The organism is Bacillus sp. FSL R5-0431 (genome assembly GCF_038002985.1).
In the GTDB taxonomy this organism is placed as follows: domain Bacteria; phylum Bacillota; class Bacilli; order Bacillales; family Bacillaceae; genus Bacillus.
Genome location: NZ_JBBOOG010000001.1, coordinates 499,243 through 520,408 on the forward strand (window position 1 = coordinate 499,243; position 21,166 = coordinate 520,408).

At 42.5% G+C, this 21,166-nt stretch carries 22 protein-coding genes, 7 tRNA genes and 1 pseudogene; 28 read left to right on the forward strand and 2 right to left on the reverse strand.

The window, feature by feature from the left end:
- Positions 1-76: 76 nt before the first annotated feature.
- The 13 genes from MKZ03_RS02430 (at position 77) to MKZ03_RS02490 (ending at position 10,547) form a co-directional block, all read left to right on the forward strand.
- Positions 77-1,093 carry a LolA family protein gene (locus MKZ03_RS02430; protein ID WP_106037124.1) on the forward strand — a complete coding sequence of 339 codons (1,017 nt, stop codon included), beginning with the start codon at positions 77-79 and terminating at the stop codon, positions 1,091-1,093.
- 136 nt (positions 1,094-1,229) lie between these two features.
- Positions 1,230-2,411, forward strand: a complete 1,182-nt coding sequence (gene alr / locus MKZ03_RS02435; protein ID WP_341030798.1) for an alanine racemase — start codon at positions 1,230-1,232, stop codon at positions 2,409-2,411.
- A gap of 293 nt (positions 2,412-2,704) precedes the next feature.
- The gene (locus tag MKZ03_RS02440) at positions 2,705-2,986 is read left to right on the forward strand and encodes a hypothetical protein (RefSeq protein WP_012008995.1); all 282 of its coding nucleotides are present in this window, start codon (positions 2,705-2,707) and stop codon (positions 2,984-2,986) included.
- 4 nt (positions 2,987-2,990) lie between these two features.
- Positions 2,991-3,341, forward strand: a complete 351-nt coding sequence (ndoA, locus tag MKZ03_RS02445; protein ID WP_003214169.1) for a type II toxin-antitoxin system endoribonuclease NdoA — start codon at positions 2,991-2,993, stop codon at positions 3,339-3,341.
- Positions 3,342-3,458: 117 nt separating this feature from the next.
- Entirely contained in the window at positions 3,459-4,334 is an 876-nt protein-coding gene (locus MKZ03_RS02450; RefSeq protein ID WP_045210228.1) for an RsbT co-antagonist protein RsbRA, read from the forward strand.
- Positions 4,294-4,662, forward strand: coding sequence for an RsbT antagonist protein RsbS (rsbS, locus tag MKZ03_RS02455; RefSeq protein ID WP_003214235.1), 369 nt, complete (start codon positions 4,294-4,296; stop codon positions 4,660-4,662). The genes MKZ03_RS02450 and rsbS overlap by 41 nt, the downstream gene beginning before the upstream one ends.
- A gap of 2 nt (positions 4,663-4,664) precedes the next feature.
- Positions 4,665-5,066: an anti-sigma regulatory factor gene (locus MKZ03_RS02460; RefSeq protein ID WP_341030800.1), complete on the forward strand. Its 402-nt coding sequence runs from the start codon at positions 4,665-4,667 to the stop codon at positions 5,064-5,066.
- Between the two features lie 10 nt (positions 5,067-5,076).
- On the forward strand, positions 5,077-6,084 hold the full coding sequence (locus MKZ03_RS02465; protein ID WP_106056749.1) for a PP2C family protein-serine/threonine phosphatase: 1,008 nt from the start codon (positions 5,077-5,079) through the stop codon (positions 6,082-6,084).
- Positions 6,085-6,143: 59 nt separating this feature from the next.
- Positions 6,144-6,473, forward strand: a complete 330-nt coding sequence (locus tag MKZ03_RS02470) for an anti-sigma factor antagonist (RefSeq protein WP_034663950.1) — start codon at positions 6,144-6,146, stop codon at positions 6,471-6,473.
- Entirely contained in the window at positions 6,470-6,958 is a 489-nt protein-coding gene (gene rsbW / locus MKZ03_RS02475; RefSeq protein WP_307499097.1) for an anti-sigma B factor RsbW, read from the forward strand. Before MKZ03_RS02470 ends, rsbW begins: the two co-directional genes overlap by 4 nt.
- Positions 6,924-7,712 carry an RNA polymerase sigma factor SigB gene (gene sigB / locus MKZ03_RS02480; protein ID WP_099679665.1) on the forward strand — a complete coding sequence of 263 codons (789 nt, stop codon included), beginning with the start codon at positions 6,924-6,926 and terminating at the stop codon, positions 7,710-7,712. Before rsbW ends, sigB begins: the two co-directional genes overlap by 35 nt.
- Positions 7,712-8,311 carry a PP2C family serine/threonine-protein phosphatase gene (locus MKZ03_RS02485; RefSeq protein WP_341030807.1) on the forward strand — a complete coding sequence of 200 codons (600 nt, stop codon included), beginning with the start codon at positions 7,712-7,714 and terminating at the stop codon, positions 8,309-8,311. Before sigB ends, MKZ03_RS02485 begins: the two co-directional genes overlap by 1 nt.
- Before the next feature lie 76 nt (positions 8,312-8,387).
- Positions 8,388-10,547 carry a Tex family protein gene (locus MKZ03_RS02490; RefSeq protein ID WP_341030808.1) on the forward strand — a complete coding sequence of 720 codons (2,160 nt, stop codon included), beginning with the start codon at positions 8,388-8,390 and terminating at the stop codon, positions 10,545-10,547.
- 19 nt (positions 10,548-10,566) lie between these two features.
- Here MKZ03_RS02490 and cmpA read toward each other — a convergent pair whose 3' ends face one another.
- Entirely contained in the window at positions 10,567-10,701 is a 135-nt protein-coding gene (gene cmpA, locus MKZ03_RS02495; RefSeq protein ID WP_095286213.1) for a cortex morphogenetic protein CmpA, read from the reverse strand.
- Between the two features lie 99 nt (positions 10,702-10,800).
- Between cmpA and MKZ03_RS02500 the strand changes: the two genes are divergently transcribed.
- The 13 genes from MKZ03_RS02500 (at position 10,801) to MKZ03_RS02560 (ending at position 18,923) form a co-directional block, all read left to right on the forward strand.
- Positions 10,801-11,274 (forward strand): SprT family protein, encoded by a 474-nt coding sequence (locus MKZ03_RS02500; protein WP_341030810.1) that lies wholly within the window; start codon positions 10,801-10,803, stop codon positions 11,272-11,274.
- A gap of 226 nt (positions 11,275-11,500) precedes the next feature.
- Entirely contained in the window at positions 11,501-12,478 is a 978-nt protein-coding gene (locus MKZ03_RS02505; protein ID WP_307499104.1) for a thiamine pyrophosphate-dependent dehydrogenase E1 component subunit alpha, read from the forward strand.
- Between the two features lie 20 nt (positions 12,479-12,498).
- Positions 12,499-13,536, forward strand: a complete 1,038-nt coding sequence (locus tag MKZ03_RS02510; protein WP_334750834.1) for an alpha-ketoacid dehydrogenase subunit beta — start codon at positions 12,499-12,501, stop codon at positions 13,534-13,536.
- A gap of 17 nt (positions 13,537-13,553) precedes the next feature.
- The gene (locus MKZ03_RS02515) at positions 13,554-14,684 is read left to right on the forward strand and encodes a dihydrolipoamide acetyltransferase family protein (protein ID WP_334750835.1); all 1,131 of its coding nucleotides are present in this window, start codon (positions 13,554-13,556) and stop codon (positions 14,682-14,684) included.
- An 18-nt stretch (positions 14,685-14,702) separates the two neighbouring features.
- Positions 14,703-16,082 carry a dihydrolipoyl dehydrogenase gene (gene lpdA, locus MKZ03_RS02520; RefSeq protein WP_334750836.1) on the forward strand — a complete coding sequence of 460 codons (1,380 nt, stop codon included), beginning with the start codon at positions 14,703-14,705 and terminating at the stop codon, positions 16,080-16,082.
- A 108-nt stretch (positions 16,083-16,190) separates the two neighbouring features.
- Positions 16,191-18,038: a sigma-54-dependent Fis family transcriptional regulator gene (locus MKZ03_RS02525; RefSeq protein ID WP_307499107.1), complete on the forward strand. Its 1,848-nt coding sequence runs from the start codon at positions 16,191-16,193 to the stop codon at positions 18,036-18,038.
- Between the two features lie 210 nt (positions 18,039-18,248).
- Positions 18,249-18,323: transfer RNA gene (locus MKZ03_RS02530), tRNA-Asn, on the forward strand.
- 4 nt (positions 18,324-18,327) lie between these two features.
- Positions 18,328-18,418, forward strand: a tRNA-Ser gene (locus MKZ03_RS02535).
- 9 nt (positions 18,419-18,427) lie between these two features.
- Positions 18,428-18,499: transfer RNA gene (locus MKZ03_RS02540), tRNA-Glu, on the forward strand.
- Between the two features lie 20 nt (positions 18,500-18,519).
- Positions 18,520-18,594: transfer RNA gene (locus MKZ03_RS02545), tRNA-Gln, on the forward strand.
- Between the two features lie 31 nt (positions 18,595-18,625).
- Positions 18,626-18,701 (forward strand) — tRNA-Lys (locus MKZ03_RS02550).
- A gap of 7 nt (positions 18,702-18,708) precedes the next feature.
- Positions 18,709-18,791, forward strand: a tRNA-Leu gene (locus MKZ03_RS02555).
- A 48-nt stretch (positions 18,792-18,839) separates the two neighbouring features.
- Positions 18,840-18,923: transfer RNA gene (locus MKZ03_RS02560), tRNA-Leu, on the forward strand.
- 435 nt (positions 18,924-19,358) lie between these two features.
- Here the strand turns inward: MKZ03_RS02560 and MKZ03_RS02565 are convergent.
- The gene (locus tag MKZ03_RS02565) at positions 19,359-20,333 is read right to left on the reverse strand and encodes an NAD(P)-dependent alcohol dehydrogenase (protein ID WP_334750837.1); all 975 of its coding nucleotides are present in this window, start codon (positions 20,331-20,333) and stop codon (positions 19,359-19,361) included.
- 177 nt (positions 20,334-20,510) lie between these two features.
- Here MKZ03_RS02565 and MKZ03_RS02570 point away from each other — a divergent pair, with 177 nt between their 5' ends.
- On the forward strand, positions 20,511-20,849 hold the full coding sequence (locus tag MKZ03_RS02570) for a winged helix-turn-helix transcriptional regulator (protein WP_307499111.1): 339 nt from the start codon (positions 20,511-20,513) through the stop codon (positions 20,847-20,849).
- 22 nt (positions 20,850-20,871) lie between these two features.
- A pseudogene (locus MKZ03_RS02575) lies at positions 20,872-21,000 on the forward strand (alpha/beta fold hydrolase); the annotation flags it as partial.
- Positions 21,001-21,166 lie beyond the last annotated feature (166 nt).

Here is a 21,166-nt window from a genome sequence, read left to right on the forward strand (position 1 = left end):
TACGCAGTTAACTCTTGAGGCGTACTGTTAAAGTCAAACAAGCGGTTTCTTCCTTTTAACACAATTAACGAAGGGGTTGAAAAGGGTGAGAAAAAGCTTTGTTTTGCTTGTAACGGGAATCCTTTTTGTACTGATTCTCTCCGCATGCGGTCAAAAATCTCAGCAGGATATCGTTGGAGATTTAAACAAAAAGGCAGAGGAAATGACATCATACAAAGCCAAAGCAAAAATGACCATTGAGACAGGAAATGACCCGCAGGAGTATCGAGTAGAGATTTGGTACAAGAAGCCGGAACTTTACCGTGTCTATTTAGAAAATCCGAAAAAGGATCAGAGTCAAGTCATTTTAAGAAATGGCAATGGTGTGTTTGTGCTGACACCTTCATTGAACAAGAGCTTCCGTTTCCACAGTGATTGGCCAAATAATAGCAGTCAGGTCTACTTATTTGAGTCACTCGTGAAGGACATTAAAAATGACAGTGCAGCTCAGTTCAAAGCGAAAGATTCAAAGTATGTGTTCGAAACCAAAACCAATTATCAGCACAACCAAATGCTGCCTACCCAAGAGATTACCTTTCATAAAAAAACAATGGCGCCTGCCAGTGTGAAAGTACTGGATAGCGACAAAAAGCCAATGGTGAAAGTGGAATTCTCTCACTTTGAATTCAATAAATCCTTTGACAAAGATGCATTTGATGAGAAGAAAAACATGACACTCTCTCAAATGGATGTAGCCACAAGTGCAGACTCATCTGACAGCTTTGCGGTGAAAACGCCAGTTGATATGCCAGAGGGCGTGAAGAAGATGGAAGAGAAAGAAATGATGACAGATGCTGGGAAACGTTATGTGATGACGTATGGCGGTAAGAAATCCTTCACACTCATTCAGGAAAAAGCGAGAGTAGCTGAAGCATCTACGCCTGTGACGATGAACGGCGAGCCAGTCGACCTTGGCATGACAGTTGGGGTTCTCACAGATCAATCCCTTTCATGGACATCTGACGGAGTGGACTACTTGATTTCTTCAAGTGATCTATCGAAGGAAGAGCTCTTGATGGTTGCAAAGAGTGTAGAAGGCCAGTCAGCTAAATAAATATCTCAGGCGAGAGCCTTGGAAATGAAACATCAGCCCTATGCAAGGGCTGATTTTCTTTGATTTGTTTCACATTATTCTTGATTTTTAGTATCATAATAAAGGTATTGAATCATTCAATAGGGAAGTGTGACGGATGGACACAAATGCCTTTTATAGAGACACATGGGCAGAAATTAATTTAACAGCAATTAAGCATAATGTTTCACATATGAAAGATCATATTGGTCAAAGTGTTCAACTGATGGCTGTGGTGAAAGCCAATGCATATGGACATGGAGATATAGAAGTGGCAAGAGCTGCCCTCAAAGCAGGAGCAGACTTATTAGCCGTAGCCTTTTTAGATGAGGCCGTCTCTTTAAGAAATAAAGGCATCAAAGCACCGATTCTTGTACTCGGCGCCGTACCGCCGGAATATGTCAAAGCCGCCGTTCGATACAATGTCATCATGACCGCTTACTCCATCGATTGGCTGAGAGAAGTCACCACAATGGTGAAAGGACAGATGGGACAACCTATACGTTTTCATTTGAAAATAGACAGCGGAATGAACCGATTAGGTGTGAAAACGATAGAGCAAGTGAACGAAGTGAAAAAGCTTGTCAGTGAACACTCTTTTTTACAGCTGGAAGGCGTATTTACTCACTTTGCGACAGCAGATGAAAAGGATGAGGCCTACTTTGATCGGCAGGTCGATACCTTTCAAACATTGCTCGAGCCGCTTCATACGGACAAGCTGCTCGTTCATTGCTCCAACAGTGCAGCAGGTCTAAGGTTTAAAGACGTTTTGTTTAATATGGTTCGCTTCGGCATCAGTATGTACGGGCTGTCACCGTCAGAAGAAATCAAGGATGAATTGCCTTTCAAGCTGGAAGAAGCCATGTCTCTTCATACAAAGCTTGCCCATGTGAAGCACATTCAAAAGGGTGAGAGTGTCAGCTACGGGGCGACGTATACAGCCAATCAAGATACGTGGATCGGCACGGTTCCAGTCGGCTATGCAGATGGGTGGATCAGGAAGCTGGCAGGAACGGAAGTGCTCGTTGGCGGAAAGCGCCGGAAGATCGCAGGAAGGGTTTGCATGGATCAATTCATGATTGAACTGAAAGACAATCTTCCAGTAGGGGAGCCGGTCGTTTTAATTGGTAAGCAAGGGGAAGACATGGTATCAGTCGATGAAATCGCAAAAAGGCTTGAAACCATTAACTATGAAGTCACTTGCTCGATTGGCCACCGCATCCCAAGAGTATATATGGAGGACGGCAAAAGAGTGCATGTACGGAATCCGCTGCTTCAAAGCGGGCCAAGCTTTTTATAAACAGTGTTCAAAAGAACGATGGTCAAACTGACTTCGTTCTTTTTTATTCGACAAAAGTAGGGTAAACATTCTCCCTTTTTTAGAGATTTTGGAAATACCGTATGATTTTCGGAAAAAAGCGTATAATGGGAAAGAGGAACTCCATTATCATCTTGATTTACGGGTGGCGAGCCGCTTCATGTTCTAATAAGAAATCATGAAAAAACAGCTTTGCTTGTGCATTGAATAATGGTATGATTAGTCTTGGAATGGATCGATACGGTATCCGTAAGTTTTGTGGAGGTGTATGTTTTTTGTCTGAATCCAGCGCAACAAACGAAATGAAGATTCGACTGCCGGAGACTTTAATGTCTGAGATCGAACGAGTAGCAGAGCAGGATAAGGTAACAAGAAATGAATTGATCTACCGAGCGACAAAAACGTATATTCGTGAACGTAATATTCGACAAAATCGTGAATCGATGAGACGCGGCTACATGGAGATGGCGAAAATTAATCTGAATATCTCTTCAGAGGCACAATACGCAGAGTTTGAGGCTGAGAATACAGTTGAGCGATTAGTCAGCGGGGGTTAAACATTTGATTGTTAAACGCGGTGATGTTTACTTTGCTGATTTATCTCCTGTTGTTGGCTCCGAGCAGGGCGGGGTTCGCCCGGTATTGGTGATTCAAAATGACATTGGAAATCGCTTCAGCCCGACTGCTATCGTTGCAGCCATAACAGCCCAAATACAAAAAGCGAAATTACCGACTCACGTCGAAATCAATGCAAAGCGCTACGGCTTTGAACGAGATTCTGTCATTCTTTTGGAACAGATTCGTACAATCGATAAACAAAGATTGACAGATAAAATCACACATCTTGATGATGAGATGATGGAGAAGGTTGATGAAGCCTTACAAGTTAGTTTGGCTCTTATTGATTTTTAATATGGTGATATTTGGTTGCTCTCCTGTGAGCAACTTTTTTTTGTGTTCATTTTTTATTAAGGCTATAATGGAGAGAGAATGAAAGTTATTGTTTTTTATGTATGTAGGGGGTAAATTATGTCGAATCATATCGTGTTAGCTTTTGCTAGAGCGCACCAAAAGGAATTAGAAAAAGAATGGACTGACATCTTCAAACGACTCGGAGAAGAAGAAACGGACATGATGCTAAACGATAAAATGTATGAAACGATTTGTTCCGAATATGTCCAGCTTATTCTGGCATCCCTTTCAGAGGCGAATGCTGAGGATTTTGAAGAAAAAGTGCAATCTTTTGCTTTAAAAATTGTACAAATGGGTATATCACTTAAGTTACTGGCAAAAGGGCTAACGGAAATCCGTTCACACTTATATCACAAAATGAACAGTGACAAAAATACTGAACAAGGAAGTAATGAGCTCATATGGGAAATTGATCGGTTCATCTCACCAGTTCATAACGAAATATTGAATCACTACTCCATCTCATGGGAGAAAACCGTCAACCTTCAAAAAATTGCGTTACAGGAACTTTCTGCTCCGCTGATTCCGGTGTTTGAGCACATCACTGTCATGCCTCTTGTCGGAACAATTGATACAGACCGTGCGAAGAAGATCATGGAGAATTTGTTAAATGGCGTTGTGAAGCATCGGTCACAGGTGGTCTTAATCGACATCACCGGTGTACCTGTCGTCGATACAATGGTGGCACACCATATTATTCAAGCGTCAGAGGCTGTGAGATTAGTAGGTGCAAAATGCTTATTGGTCGGTATTCGCCCAGAAATCGCCCAAACCATCGTCACCCTTGGAATTGATTTATCTCAAGTTACAACAAAGAATACCCTTCAAAAAGGAATTCAAACTGCTTTAGAAATGACAAATCGAAAAATTGTTTCATTGGAGGGGAAACCCAGTGAGAAATCACCCGAAGATTCCAATCTTAAAATTATATAATTGTCTTCTAATTTCGATACAGTGGGAGCTTGATGACCAAACAGCCCTTCACTTTCAAGAAGACTTGCTGAATAAAATTCATGAAACAGGAGCGAACGGCGTTGTCATTGACCTAACATCTGTTGATATGATCGATTCATTTATCGCAAAAGTATTAGGCGATGTCATCACGATGTCAAAGCTCATGGGGGCAAAAGTTGTATTAACAGGAATACAGCCGGCAGTCGCTGTAACACTGATTGAACTTGGTATATCACTGGAAGAAATTCAGACAGCATTAGATCTTGAACAAGGGCTTGAGACATTGAAGCGGGAATTGGGGGAATAGATATGAAAGACCAATCCTGTGTGAAAATTTTGACGGAATGGGACATAGTTGCGGCAAGACAACTGGGGCGAAATGTTGCTAAAGAATTAGGATTTGGAACAGTTGACCAAGCAAGAATTACGACGGCCATTTCTGAACTAGCTCGAAACATCTATTTATACGCTGGTAAAGGTCAGATTTGTATAGAAGAAGTGATGGAGCGCGGAAAGCGTGGACTCAAAATCATTGCAACCGATGAAGGGCCTGGCATCATGGATATACGTAAAGTGATGGAAGACGGTTTTTCTACATCAGGCGGACTCGGAGCAGGTCTTCCGGGAGTCAGAAGACTGATGGATGATTTTGAATTAGATTCTACACAAGAACAAGGAACGGAGATAAAAGCTGTTAAGTGGCTTCGCTAGGAGGGAAACCATGGATTTTAAGGAGGTAATGGAGCAGCGGTATCATCAGCTGCTCAGTCGTTATATCAGTGATTTAACTGAAACATCGCTTTATCAAGCTCAAAAATTTAGCCGAAAAACCATTGAGCATCAAATACCTCCTGAAGAAATAGTGAGTGTTCACCGAAAAGTGATTCAGGAGCTATACCCTGATTTGCCGAAAGATGTCTTTCATTCACTAGACTTCTTAATTGAAGTCATGATTGGGTACGGACTAGCTTACCAGGAACATTTAACACTTAGAGGCATCCAGCAAGAAATTAAATCAGAAATCGAAATTGCTGCTAATGTTCAGCAAACCCTTCTGGAAACGAAAATTCCAGAAGGAGACACATTTGATATCGGGGCTATTAGTGTGCCGGCAAAACAGATGAGTGGAGATTATTACCATTTTGTCACCGATCACGATACGATTAATATCGCGATCGCAGATGTGATTGGGAAAGGCATCCCGGCTGCGCTCTGTATGTCGATGATTAAGTATGCGATGGATTCCTTGCCGGAGTCAGGAAGCGGTCCCACAAAGGTGTTAAAAACCCTTAATCGTGTTGTCGAGCAAAACGTAGACCCGAGCATGTTTATTACCATGTTCTATGGCAGCTATAATAAAGCAACGCATGAATTTAAATATGCATCGGCTGGTCATGAGCCGGGCTTTTTCTATTGCAAAAAAGAGAATCAATTTTACGATTTAGACGCTAAGGGACTTGTCCTTGGGATCGCACCAGACTTTGACTACCGGCAGTATGAGAAGTATTTGGACGTCGGGGATATGGTCATCTTATTCTCAGATGGCGTGACAGAATCCAAGTCAGAGGACGGTTTTTTAGAGCGGGAGGATATCAAAACGCTTATAGCAGAGCACCTATCTTATTCAGCTCAGGAAATGGTCGATGCTATCTATGCCAGCTTACTGAAGCTGCAAGATTTTCAGCTTCATGATGACTTTACATTACTTGTTCTGAAAAGAAAGGTTTAGAAAGTAAATATGCGGGTATATAAAATTCTAGGAAACAAGAATTTCGAGGTGAATGCATAATGAATATGTCTATGAAAGAGCATCAAATAGATAATAAGACGAAAATTAGCGTCAGCGGAGAAATCGATGTATACTCCGCTCCTGAGCTAAGAGAAAAGCTTATGCCTAAAGCGGAGCAAGGGGATCATCTTGAAATCTGCTTGAAGGATGTTTCTTATATGGATAGTACGGGTTTAGGTGTATTTGTTGGGCTGTTTAAAGCGGCTCAAAAAGCAGGCGGAACATTAAAGCTTGAGAACTTATCGGATCGGCTTGTAAGATTGTTTGAAATTACTGGACTAAAGGACATCATTGACATTTCTGCAAAGACAGAGGGTGGGGTACAATGAACGAATCAGTAGATTTAATCGAGATGAAAATCCCGGCGAAACCAGAATACGTAGGCATCATTCGTCTGACTCTTTCAGGCGTAGCAAGCCGTATGGGCTATGCCTACGAAGAGATTGAGGACTTAAAAATTGCCGTCAGTGAGGCTTGTACAAATGCAGTTCAGCATGCCTACAAAGGTGAACATGGCGAAGGTGGAGAGGTAGCTGTTCGCTTTCTTGTCTATGAGGATCGTCTAGAAATCATTGTCTCTGACAAAGGCGGTAGCTTTGACTTTAAGCAAAAGCAGGAAGGACTAGGGCCTTACACATCTGCTCATACGGTGGATCAATTGGCAGAAGGAGGTCTTGGTTTATATTTGATGCAAACATTGATGGATGAAGTCGAGGTGCAAGCAAACTCCGGAGTTACCGTTGCGATGACAAAGTTTTTAAACAGGGAGCGAGTTGACCATGACACAACCATCCAAAACTATGAAACTAACTAAAGATGAAGTGGATCGCCTCATCCAAAGCTATCAAACCAACCAAGACGAGCAGGCGCAGCTCACGCTTGTCGAATGTTATACAAATCTGGTCGATATGCTGGCGAAAAAATATTCCAAAGGGAAAAGTTTTCATGAGGATCTCAGACAAGTTGGAATGATTGGTTTACTCGGTGCCATTAAGCGTTATGACCCGCTCGTCGGTAAATCATTTGAAGCCTTTGCGATTCCAACCATTATCGGGGAAATCAAACGCTTTTTACGTGATAAGACATGGAGTGTCCATGTACCAAGACGGATAAAAGAGCTTGGCCCAAGAATCAAGATGGCAGTTGACCATCTGACAACGGAGACACAAAAGTCACCTAAAGTACAAGAAATTGCAGAATATCTAGATGTGACAGAAGAAGAAGTACTTGAAACAATGGAGATGGGCAAAAGCTATCAAGCGCTGTCTGTAGACCAAGGCGTTGAGGCTGATTCTGAAGGAAGTACCGTTACCATTTTAGACGTCGTCGGCTCACAGGAAGAAGGCTACGAACGCGTGAACCAAAAAATGATGCTTGAGAGTGTGCTTCATGTTCTGACAGATCGAGAAAAAGAGATTATCAATCTGACTTATTTACAAAATAAGAGTCAGAAAGAAACAGGCGATTTACTCGGGATATCCCAAATGCATGTATCGAGACTGCAACGGAAGGCAGTTAAAAAGCTACGAGATGCATTATCAGAAGATGCGTCTATGGAGCTAGGGTAATGAAGCAGATTGAACAGCATGAGCATGTGAATGCTATTATCTATCAATCGAATAAAGAAGGGAAATCATGCTGCGGGGACAGTTTTTTTATTAAAGCAGATGATGAAGAACTAATTTGTGCTGTGGCAGACGGATTAGGCAGCGGTCAGTTCGCCAATGAATCATCTTCTTTAGTCAGCGAAATTGTCGAAGAATATGGACATGAGGATATGACGACCCTCATCGACAGATGCAATCAGGCTATGAAAAATAAACGCGGGGCCACAGTTGCGATCTTAAAGGTGAATTTTTCCCAGCAGCAATTTACCTATTGTTCGGTTGGTAATATTCGGTTTATCTTGAATGCCCCTTCTGGCGACTATATTTATCCACTTCCGACATCAGGATACTTATCAGGGAAACCTAGAAAATATAAAACTTACACCTATTCCTACGAAAAAGGATCGACATTCATTATGTATTCAGACGGACTGAATGTGCCAAACATGAGAATGTGTTTAAAGCATAGTCATTCAGTTGCAGACATTGCCAAACAGCTTGAAGCATACACACAAGACAAGAAAGACGATCTCACCTATGTACTTGGTCAGCTCATGTAAAATAGCTGACCTTTTTTCTGTTTTGCCGGTTTTTTTGATACACTAAAAGAGAAGACACAGTGAGAGGATGCAAAGTATGAAGACATCTGACTTTTTATTGAAACAAATTGCAACAGAATTAAAGCTTTCAACAAAACAAATTGAAAGTGTCATCAAGCTCTTAGAGGATGGCAACACCGTCCCGTTTATTGCCCGTTACCGGAAAGAGCAGACAGGCTCACTGGATGAGGTGCAAATTCAAACCATTTCAGAGCGCTATACATATATCCAAAATGTCATGAACCGAAAAGAAGAAGTCATTCGCTTAATCGCTGAACAAGACAAACTGACGGATGAATTAAAACAAAAAATTGAACAAGCTCATAAACTGCAAGAGGTCGAAGATTTATACCGGCCATTCAAACAAAAACGTAAAACAAAGGCGAATGTAGCCAAAGCAAAAGGGCTCGAGCCGCTGGCGGAATATGTACTCGCGCTGCCAAGCGATGAGATCGAGAAGAAGGCTGCTTCTTTTATCAACGAAGAAAAGGAAGTAAGAAGTGTAGACGAGGCACTTGAAGGCGCGCAGCACATCATTGCTGAACAGCTGGCTGATGATCCTGATATGCGGAAATGGATTCGCAGTGAAACGTACCAAAAGGGCAGTCTGGTCACATCAGGAAAAGACATCGAGAGCGATGAGAAAAACGTCTATGAAATGTATTACGATTATCAAGAGCCCATCAAAAAGATAGTGCCCCACCGTGTACTAGCGGTCAATCGTGGAGAGAAAGAAGGCATCTTAAAGGCAGCCATCGAACCACCTGCTGAAAATATTCGTTTCTATCTCGACAAGCAAGTCATAAAAGGCAAGCAGACGACGGCGAGACCGTTTATTGAAGCGGCAATTGATGATGCCTATAAACGCCTCATTCAGCCTTCGATCGAACGAGAAATACGCAAAGAGCTGACAGAAAAGGCAGAAGAGCAAGCGATTCATATTTTTGCTGAAAACTTAAGAAAACTGCTTCTTCAGCCGCCGATGAAAGGAAAGCGTGTACTAGGAGTCGACCCTGCATTTCGTACAGGCTGTAAGTTAGCCGTCGTGGATGATACGGGCAAAGTCCATCATATTGGCGTCATTTACCCGCACCCGCCTGTGCAGAAAAAAGCGGAAGCCAAACAAAAAGTGAAAGAGATCATTCAATCATCAAACATTGAAGTCATTGCGATTGGAAATGGAACAGCCTCAAGAGAGACCGAACAATTCATCGCAGACCTGATTCAAGAGCTGGATCAGCCAGTGTCCTATTTAATCGTGAATGAAGCAGGGGCAAGTGTATACTCTGCGTCTGCACTGGCGCGAGAAGAGTTTCCAGACCTGCAAGTCGAAGAACGAAGTGCCATATCAATTGCTAGAAGATTACAAGATCCTTTAGCAGAGCTTGTGAAAATTGATCCGAAGTCTGTCGGGGTGGGCCAATACCAGCATGACGTGAGCCAAAAGCAATTAAACAGCTCGTTAACCTTCGTGGTGGAGACTGTCGTCAACCAAGTCGGTGTGAACGTCAATACGGCCTCACAGGCGCTGCTGCAATATGTGTCAGGCCTTTCAAAAGCCGTCGCAGGAAATATCATCAAGCGCCGCGAAGAGATTGGGAGATTCACAAGCAGAAAAGAGCTCAAGGATATTCCAAGACTTGGTGCTAAGACTTATGAGCAGTGTATCGGCTTCCTGCGCATCGCAGACGGACAAGATCCACTTGATCGTACAGGCATTCACCCAGAGAGCTATAAAGAAACAAAAAAATTCTTACGCATGATCAAGATGACGCCAGACGATCTTGGCACAGAGCAGTTAAAGGAGAAAATCGCAGAGGTCAAACTGGACGAAGCAGCAGAGCAGCTTGATATTGGTATCATTACACTTCAGGATATCATCGATCAGCTGACAAGACCTGAGCGTGATCCGCGCGATGAAGTCCCAAAACCTCTTTTGAAAACAGATGTGTTGAAATTGGAGGACTTGAAGCAAGGAATGGAGCTGCAAGGAACGGTGAGAAACGTCGTAGACTTCGGCGCATTCGTTGATATTGGTGTAAAGCAGGACGGGCTTGTACATATTTCAAAGCTAAGCAACCGTTTTGTGAAGCATCCGCTTGACGTTGTATCAGTTGGTGACATTGTAACTGTATGGGTGGACTCCGTTGACCAGGCAAAAGGCCGCGTTGCCCTCTCCATGCTGAAACCAGAGTAAACAAAAAACGAGGCGCACCTTAGGATGGGGTGTGCCTTGATGTGACTGAATGTTTTTTTCTGTAGAAGTACCAGCATTGATTCAGCAATTTAATTTGGTAATGATTTTTTTCAAAAAATGCCTTCTGCATCTGATTTTTCAGCCAGTTGGGCATCGCCCATTCCTCCTTTGATCGAAACAGTGGGTGTACCTTCAATGTATGCAAAGGGGAAATTGTCCCGTTCGAGGTTTTTATAGAAAGGAACGATCTTGATTGAAGGAGAGAGAGTTACAGCAGTTAACAGAGCATATTTCTGAGCAGTTCTTTGGTAAGGCATTCCGCCATCAAGCTGTTTTTAATGACCGTCTCAAAACGACAGGCGGAAGATATTTGCTTGGTACACACAATATTGAGTTAAATCGCCGATATTTAGAGGAGCATGGAAGAGACGAATTGATCGGTATCATTAAGCATGAACTGTGTCATTATCATCTGCACCTTGAGGGGAAGGGCTATCAGCATCGGGACCGGGATTTTAAAGAGTTATTAAAACAAGTAGGAGCCCCACGTTTTTGTACATCGCTAAAGACCGTACAAAATAAACGGTGTTTACAGAAACGGCATGAATATGTCTGCACAGGATGCGGTCAGTATTTTATTAGGAAAAGACGATTTGATACCTCTCGTTATGTGTGCGGCGTCTGCAAAGGAAAATTAAAATGGCGGCGTACAATCGATTCAGAGTGAAAAGCATTCCTTTATGGGATGCTTTTTTTTGTGTCCAATGGAACTGATCATCGTGATATATAGAAGATGAAGTAGACATATTGAGACAAATAGAGACGCAAGTCTCATTTTGTCTCTTTTTTGATCGGTGTGAATCGTTCAAAACCTAAGTTTTCAAGTGCCATGATGTTGGCACGTTTTTTGCTTGTATATAAGTGCAAGCAAAAAAGATAGGAGGTTTTACCATATGGAAATGGCACTCACAAAAGAAAAAGCCGTTTGGATGTATCAAAAAATGCAGGAAATCCGCCAATTTGAAGATCAAGTACACACGCTTTTTACAAAAGGGATTTTGCCAGGCTTTGTCCATCTTTATGCTGGCGAAGAAGCTGTTGCTGTAGGAGTCTGTGCTCACCTGAATGAACAAGACAGTATTACAAGTACACACCGCGGCCACGGCCATTGTATCGCTAAGGGCTGTGATCTAAAAGGAATGATGGCAGAAATCTATGGAAAAGCCACAGGTCTTTGTAAAGGAAAAGGTGGATCCATGCACATTGCAGATTTTGATAAAGGAATGCTCGGTGCTAACGGAATTGTTGGAGGCGGCTTTCCACTTGCGTGCGGGGCAGCCCTCACGGCTAAATATAAAAAGACAGATAATGTAAGCGTTTGCTTTTTTGGGGATGGTGCAAACAATCAAGGGACTTTTCACGAAGGAATCAATCTCGCCGCCATCTGGAAACTGCCTGTCATTTTCATCGCAGAAAACAATGGTTACGGGGAAGCGACGCCATTTTCCTATGCTTCAAGCTGCAAATCGATCGTGGATCGAGCCGCCAGTTATGGCATTCCGGGTATTCAAGTAGATGGAAAAGATGTGACAGCCGTTTATCAAGCAGCAGAACAAGCGATAGAACGAGCAAAAAATGGTGAAGGTCCGACATTGATTGAATGCATGACATATCGGAATTATGGTCATTTTGAAGGAGACGCTCAGCGCTACAAAACAAATCAAGAAAAAACAGAACACCAAGAAGAGAAAGATGCCATCGCTCTTTTTAAAAATGAATTATTAAAGAAGCAGCTGCTGACGAATCAAGAGATATCAAGTATTGAAGCGGCTGTAGCAGAAGCGATAGATGAAGCCGTTAGATTCAGTGAAGAAAGTGAATATCCAGATCATACCGAATTACTGACCGATGTGTATGTTTCGTATCAATAAATCAGAAAGGGGAGAGGAAAATGACAAGAGAAATCAGCATGTCTAGTGCTTTGAATGAAGCGATTAAACTGGCAATGAGAAGAGACGAAGATGTCATTTTAATGGGGGAAGATGTTGCGGGAGGCGCTCATGTAGATCACTTACAGGATGATGAAGCATGGGGCGGAGTTCTTGGAGTAACAAAAGGAATCGTACAGGAGTTTGGACGTGAGCGTGTCCTAGACACACCGATTAGTGAAGCTGGCTATGTAGGCGCGGCTATGGCAGCTGCTTCAACAGGGCTAAGACCAATTGCGGAACTTATGTTTAATGATTTTATCGGTACTTGTCTGGACCAAGTGCTGAATCAAGGCGCAAAATTTCGATACATGTTTGGCGGAAAAGCAGAGGTGCCGATCACGATTAGAACGACACATGGGGCGGGTTTTAGAGCAGCAGCCCAGCATTCGCAAAGTTTGTATGCGTTATTTACAAGCATTCCTGGATTAAAAGTAGTTGTGCCTTCTTCACCTTATGAAGCCAAAGGGCTGCTGCTGGCAGCCATCGAGGATCAGGACCCTGTCATCTTTTTTGAAGACAAGACGCTTTACAATATCACAGGAGATGTGCCGGAGAGGTATTACACACTGCCGCTTGGTAAAGCAGATGTGAAGAGAGAGGGTTCTGATGTAACCATCTTTGCAGTAGGCAAACAAGTGCATACAGCACTCGAAGCGGCAGAGCAATTATCTGCTCAAGGTATTGAAGCGGAAGTGATTGATCCAAGAAGCTTGTCGCCGCTCGATGAAGAGGCCATTCTGACTTCGGTAGAAAAAACAAATCGGCTTGTCATTGTGGATGAAGCAAATCCAAGGTGCGGAATTGCCGCAGATATCTCTTCTTTGATTGCAGATAAAGGATTCGATTTACTTGATGCTCCAATCAAAAAAGTGACGGCTCCTCATACACCAGTACCATTTTCACCACCTCTTGAAGATATATATCTGCCGACACCTGATAAGGTTGTGAACACCGTATTAGAGATGATTGGCAAGAATCATGACAAGATCTTGAACTAAAGAAAGGAGAGAGGGAGATGGCTGTCGAAGTTGTGATGCCTAAATTGGGTATGTCAATGAAAGAAGGAACGGTATCTGTCTGGAATAAGGAGGTCGGTGAGACCGTAAATAAAGGGGAAAGCATTGCAAGCATCAACTCCGAAAAAATTGAAATGGAGATCGAATCACCTGCTGAAGGAACCATATTGGATATAAAAGTGTCTGAGGGAGAAGGTGTACCGCCTGGCACGGTCATTTGCTATATCGGTGAAGGAAATGAACAGGTGGAGGAAAAGAAAGAAAGAGACGTCCAGTCAAAACCAAAGAAAGAGAGAAAGAAAATCTCCCCTGTTGCTCGTAAAATTGCGAATAGCGCAAACCTAGACATTGATACGCTGGTGGGGACAGGACCGGGGGGAAGAATTACGAAAGCGGATGTGCTTCATGCGCTTCCTGAACGGGCAGAGAAAAAACAAAATGAGACAGAGCATCAACCTGTTAACACGATGCGGAAAACAATTGCCTCAAGAATGATGGAAAGCCTGCAAACAAGTGCACAATTAACCATTACGATGAAAGCGGACGTGACAAAACTTACAAACTTACAACAACAGCTGAATGAAACAGCCATAGCCCGTCACGATACAAAATTGACCATGACCGATTTTGTAGCCAAAGCAACGATCCTTTCATTACTCGAACACCCTGCGATGAACAGTCAATATCAAAATGAAAGAGTGGAAACTTTTGAGTATGTTCATCTTGGGATAGCTGCTGCTTTAGAAAACGGCTTAGCTGTGCCAGTTATTCGACATGCGGAGAGACTAGCGCTCATTGAGCTAGCGAAGACCATCAAATTGTATGGCAAAAAAGCACGTGAAGGCAAACTTCTTCACGATGAAATCGAAGGCTCTACCTTTACGATCACCAACCTAGGTGCCTATGGTGTAGAGCATTTTACTCCGATTTTGAATCCGCCGGAAGCCGGTATCCTTGGCGTCGGAACAATGTATGAAACCCCTATTTATCGAGAGGATGAATTGTGCAAAGGGACCATCCTGCCACTCAGTCTTACGTTTGATCACCGCGTGCTGGACGGAGCGCCGGCATCCGCATTTTTATCAACGGTCAAAGCATATTTAGAAGAACCAATATCCATTCTTTTATAGGAAGAAGGTGAAAGTATCATGACACTGGTCATTATAGGAGGCGGACCAGCAGGTTATGTGGCAGCCATAACAGCCGCCCGTTTTGGCAGGGAGGTTGTGTTAATTGATCAAGGTCAGCTGGGGGGTACCTGCCTCAATGAAGGCTGTATTCCGACGAAAGCGCTTTTGCAAAGCGCCGATATGTTTGAGCATGTGAAATCGGCTGTACATTTTGGAATTGAGCTTCCAGAACATGAGCCTATCATCCAATGGGATGCCGTCCAAAAACGGAAACAGTCTGTCGTCAAGCAGCTGACTGATGGCGTTCGCTACTTGATGAATAAAAACAAAGTCAGCGTGGTGAATGGGAAGGCATCATTTCTATCGGCACATGAGCTATTGATAGAAAGTGAAGGGAAGTCTGAAATCATTCAAGCAAAACAAATCATTATTGCATCAGGGGCAGCGCCTGCTGCTTTACCTTTTGCACCTTTTGATGGGGAATGGATCATTCACAGCAAGGATGCCATGTCACTTTCTTCGATACCAGATTCGCTTTGTATTATTGGGGGAGGGGTGATCGGTTGTGAGTTTGCAAGCATATTTAGCAGAATGGGGACAAAAGTTGTCATGGTTGAGCGGGCAGTGCACATTTTACCTGAAGAAGATTGTGATATAGCACAATGTCTTCACGAGCAACTCGAAGAAACGGGTGTAGACATTTTGACGTCCGCTGCAGTCAAACAGCTTGATTCTTCTTCAAGAAAAGTAGTGGTAGAGAAAAATCAAGGAGAGCAGTGTGAAATCCAGTCTGATCTTTGCTTAGTGGCAATTGGCAGAACTCCGCAGCTTGGAGAGTTGAATCTTGATCAGGTCGGCATTGAATTTGACAGAAACGGAATCTACGTCAATGAACATATGCAAACCAATCTCCCGCATATTTATGCGTGCGGTGATGTGACAGGTGGGGTCCAGCTTGCTCATACTGCTTTTCATGAAGGAACGGTTGCGGCATCCCATGCATCGGGTGAACATGTAAAAGTCAATGAACAAGTGATTCCAAGATGCATCTACACCTCTCCAGAAATCGCCAGTGTTGGTTTAAATGAAGAGAGTGCTAGAAAACAATATGAGGAGATTCGGATAGGGACATGTGCATTTTCTGCAAATGGAAAAGCATTAATCTTAAATCAACCAGCCGGTCAAGTAAAGGTCATTGTAGAACCGCAATATCAAGAAATTTTAGGTGTATCAATCATTGGACCGAATGCAACAGAACTGATTGGACAAGCGGCGGTGATGATGCATACAGAGCTGACCGCTGATACATTAGAGCAGTTTATTGCGGCACATCCGACACTTTCAGAGGCGATACACGAAGCCTTGCTGCAAACAATTGGACGAGCGGTGCACTGCTGAAAAAGACTCTATTTCTATCCGATTGACTTCTTGGGTTAGCCAATGTTAATTGAAAGCGCTTTTATAATTATCTATAATGAATAAAAAGCCCCCAGAGGAGAGGATGGAATGAATCCGACGCCTTGTTATTTAAATACGTGGAAACGTTTTGTTCGTGAAGGTTTGCTTGATAAGTCTCGTCTGAATAAGAGAGTGATGGAATCATGGCACAGATGTAAACAGGCAAATGTTAATCCGTATTTAGATAAAGGACAGTCGTTCTTAGAAAAGGAATTATTCAGTGCCCAAAAAAAGAAATACTCATTATTCCTAAATGCCGCTCTTCCTTACTTAAATAAAATCAGTCAGCAATTAAAAGAATCTGACATGCTGGCCTTACTTATCGATGCAGACGGTTATGTGCTAAGTCTGACAGGAAGCCAAAGAACGATGGTGGAAGCAAGAAAAATTAATTTTATGGAGGGGTCGCGCTGGACCGAAACAGATGTAGGCACGAACGCTATTGGAACGGCACTCGTCATCGGGGAAGCTGTGACGATCAACGGAACTGAGCATTTTTCTGTCGCCTCTCACCATTGGAGTTGTTCAGCCGCTCCTATTCGTGATGCAGACGGTACGATCATAGGGGTGATTGATATCTCCTGTATGGCGGATAACAAGCACCCTTTTATGCTTGGAATGGCTTCAACGGTTGCTTATGCCATAGAGAGAGAAATTCAAGTCCAGCAAAAAAGGAGAGAGATGGAGCTGATCACTCATTGTCTCCAGCAGGTGGAAGCAGACGAACCGTATGTGATCTGTAATGAAAAAAAGCAAATTGTTTCTGCAAGCCGGTCGATTAGAGAACGATTTTCTGACTGGTACGGAATGGATGTCGAGCGGCTTAAGGGTCATCCATTTGTTATCCGGGGAACGCAGATCATTCAATCAGAGCAAGATGGAAAGATGCTGGGCATGTCCCTTTCCCTTGAAGAAGCAGCGAAAAGTAGCATCACCGTTTCCTTTGCTCAATTTCCCGGGGAATCTGGAACAAGTAAGGTGTTTCAACAGACGCTCAGTGAGATGAAGAGAGCGGCACAAACAGATGCCAATGTATATATTTGGGGCGAAACAGGTACAGGGAAGGAACTGGCCGCTAGAGCTATTCACTCAGCCAGTGAAAGGCATAGAGGACCGTTTATTGCTGTTAATTGCGGAGCCATTCCTGAAAGCCTGTTAGAAAGCGAATTATTCGGCTATGCTGAAGGGGCTTTTACAGGGGCAAAACGTCACGGAGCTAAAGGGAAATTTGAACAAGCTCATAAAGGAACACTCTTTTTAGACGAAATTGGCGAAATCCCATATGCGATGCAAGTAGCACTTCTTCGGGTGATAGAAGAAAGGAAAGTCGTACCGCTCGGCGGGACATACGAAATTCCTTTGGATATTCGAATCATTACAGCGACACACCGTAATATGAACGAACTACTGAAGGAAGGAAAAATACGAGAAGACTTGTATTACCGTCTTCATGTCTATCCGATCAACATCCCGCCGCTTAGAGAAAGAAAAGAAGACATTCATGATTTATATCGTTATTACCAAAAGAAGTACCACTGGAATGCGGTATTTCCTGAATCATTTTTTCAGACATTGCAGGAATACCACTGGCCGGGAAACATACGAGAGCTTTTTAATCTGTTTGAACATCTAAGGGTCCTCTTTCCTAAAGGCGGATGGATTGGTGAATCGCAATATGCTTCAGTATTAGAGACGATTGATCAGAAAAAGCAGAAGCTGCATCCAGAAGAGTGTACCGAGATTCCAAAAGAACTCACGTTTAGGGAGCGCATTCAAAAGCAAACAGTGATAGAAGCACTGCATAATACGAAAGGTCATGTGTCAGAAGCAGCGAAGTTAGCAGGGGTGCCAAGAAGTACTTTTTATAAGTGGATGCGAAAGTTTAAGCTGTCTTAGTCTCCTGAGGAAGGCTGCATCAAGGCCCTTGGTCTACGTTAAGAGGTCGGGGGCTTTCTGCCAAGTTAAACAAATGGCATGGAAAAAGGCTTGACTGTTATATTAGTATATGTTAAATTATAAAAGCCGTCGCAATGGGGCAGGAATGAAACGCTTAAAAATTCTTGACACATTTTTCTGGCATATATATAATGAAACATGTCTTATTATTCCGCAGTAGCTCAGTGGTAGAGCTATCGGCTGTTAACCGATCGGTCGTAGGTTCGAGTCCTACCTGCGGAGCCATAATGGAGAAGTACTCAAGTGGCTGAAGAGGCGCCCCTGCTAAGGGTGTAGGTCGCGTAAGCGGCGCGAGGGTTCAAATCCCTCCTTCTCCGCCATTATTGTATGGCCCGTTGGTCAAGCGGTTAAGACACCGCCCTTTCACGGCGGTAACACGGGTTCGAATCCCGTACGGGTCATGTTTTGTTTTTTGATTCGTTGGGCTATAGCCAAGCGGTAAGGCAACGGACTTTGACTCCGTCATGCGTTGGTTCGAATCCAGCTAGCCCAGCCATTTTTTATATATGTTTTTCTGCATAGCAGATGAGCCATTAGCTCAGTTGGTAGAGCATCTGACTTTTAATCAGAGGGTCGAAGGTTCGAGTCCTTCATGGCTCACCATTGTCACGCGGGTGTGGCGGAATTGGCAGACGCGCTAGACTTAGGATCTAGTGTCTTTATGACGTGGGGGTTCAAGTCCCTTCACCCGCATTGTTTTTTCAAACAGTGCACTTATGAATATAAGAGCACATCATACACGCGGTCGTGGCGGAATGGCAGACGCGCTAGGTTGAGGGCCTAGTGGGTGAATAACCCGTGGAGGTTCAAGTCCTCTCGGCCGCATCCCAATAATACCAAGGGTTTAACCACCTTTGGTATTATTTTTTTGTGCGGAAAATACAGCTATGGGAGAAGACTTGCTTACCAAAACCATGCACCTTTTACAGCAGAAATATTGAATATTGCTAGTAAAGTAGTAACGGTTTTTTTTCATAATATCTTTTAGCATAATCAAACGCTATGTCATAGGATTTAGATCTAGTATATCCTACTGAAAGAGTTATAGTCTCTGATTAATTTGGAAACAAACTTATATGTACCTCCAATAGCTAGTCTTGGTACTGGTGAAAAGACGATCTATATTTTAGCGGCTAAAGTCCTGAATGCATCAGCAAATTGAGTTGATCTCAATCCATCTAAAGCCCCGCCTAATAACGCCGCAAATGGAGCAACGCCTTTTACAAGAAACGAGCGTCCATTTTATCCTGAAATGATGGCTTATTTTTTATCAAGTAAATTTATGATGCGTTTTCCTCGTCCACCTCCAGCTTCTAAGGAATGATGAGCTTTGGCAACATCAGATAAAAAATAAATGCTATCAATAACTGGTCTGACCTTGTTGGAATCTACATAAGATGCTAATTCTTTTAGAAGTTCATTTTTGGGATTTGCACTGAATGTGCGAACTCTACGAGAACCGAAAGTAGTTGAAGCTAATATATATATTAAGGACGAAAAACTAGGAAATCCAATAGTAACCATTCTACCGTTCTTTGCAAGCAAGCGCCTATAATGTTTGAGGTCAGTTCCCACTGTGTCCATGACTACATCAAACTTTTTAAGATCAGTAGGAGATGTTTTTTTATAATTAAATACTTCGTCTGCACCTAGCTCTTGAAGAAAAGTAAGATGTTTTTCGTTTGCAAGAGCAGTTACATGAGCACCCAACATTTTGCCAATTTGAATCGCAATGCTTCCGACTCCTCCACTTGCACCACGTACAAGTAACTTTTCGCCTTTTCTAAGTTTAGTTTTATATTTTAAAGCAATAATTGCAGTAGCACCTACGCCAGGCAATGCCGCAGCTTGTAAGAGATCAACCTTTGTAGGAATTTTAGATATTTTCTCAGGTGATATAGCTACATATTCAGCGGCACTACCAATTTGGCTCCTTAATTTCATAGGAAGAACTCCCCACACTCTATCACCTAATTGATAATTTTTTACGTTCGATCCTACCTCAACAACCTCACCAGAAAAGTCTGCCCCTGTTCCTTTAGGGAATCGATTACCCGTTAATAGTTTCATCTTGCCTGATCGAAAAAGCGTATCCATAGAGTTTACACTCGACCCATGTACACGAATGAGTACTTCTCCAGTTTCTATAACAGGTTTTGATATAGAATCTTCAAAAAGAACATTCGGTGATCCATATTTAGTATATTGTGCAGCACGCATCTTTTCATTTTTCATTTACTCACTCCATCTCCTAGAAAAAGTATGAACTTGAAGGGTTTTAAAATCAATTTAGCTCTCTAATACATGGGTGACATGGTTTACATATTTGATTATAATAAATGGAATTGATTTAACAAGTACTCAATATAAACTGACTAAGTAAGGAAAAACTGACTAAGGAGTGGATAAAATATGACTGAAAGTGAGCTAAATAAAGCGATAGCTCCAGCAAGTTATGCCTTAAATATATTAGCGGGAAAATGGAATTTAAAAATCTTAGCTGTACTATGTAGTTACAATGATATTCGATATAATGAGTTAAAGCGTAAAGTGTATGGAATTACAGGAACAATGCTCAATCAATCATTAAAGGATCTGATTGAAAACGGAATTGTTCAACGAGTTCAGTATAATGAAGTTCCATCAAGAGTAGAATATTCATTGACTGGGGCAGGACTAGAGCTGATCCCTATATTTGAACAACTTCTTTTATGGGGCGAAAACCAATTAGAAAAATCAAAATCATCATAAAATGAATATAAAAAGAAAACTAGATTATCCAAGGGTAACTTTTGCAGTGCTTGATATGTCTGGCCGCAACCTGCAAATTGAACAACCCGATGTATTTAACTCATTAGTCCATAACTGGTTAAACAGACTTGAGTCGGAAAATGTTAAGTAGTTTTTCTCTAAATGACTGTCCACTCATCTTAAGTAAGTGGACGTTTTTGTTTGAGAATAATATTTTTATATAATGCAGTCCAATCATCCCCATACCGTTTGAAAGGTTTTTTTGCTATCCATCGAAATGCTTCAACTATTAGTAAGATTTATATGTTTTCTACCGA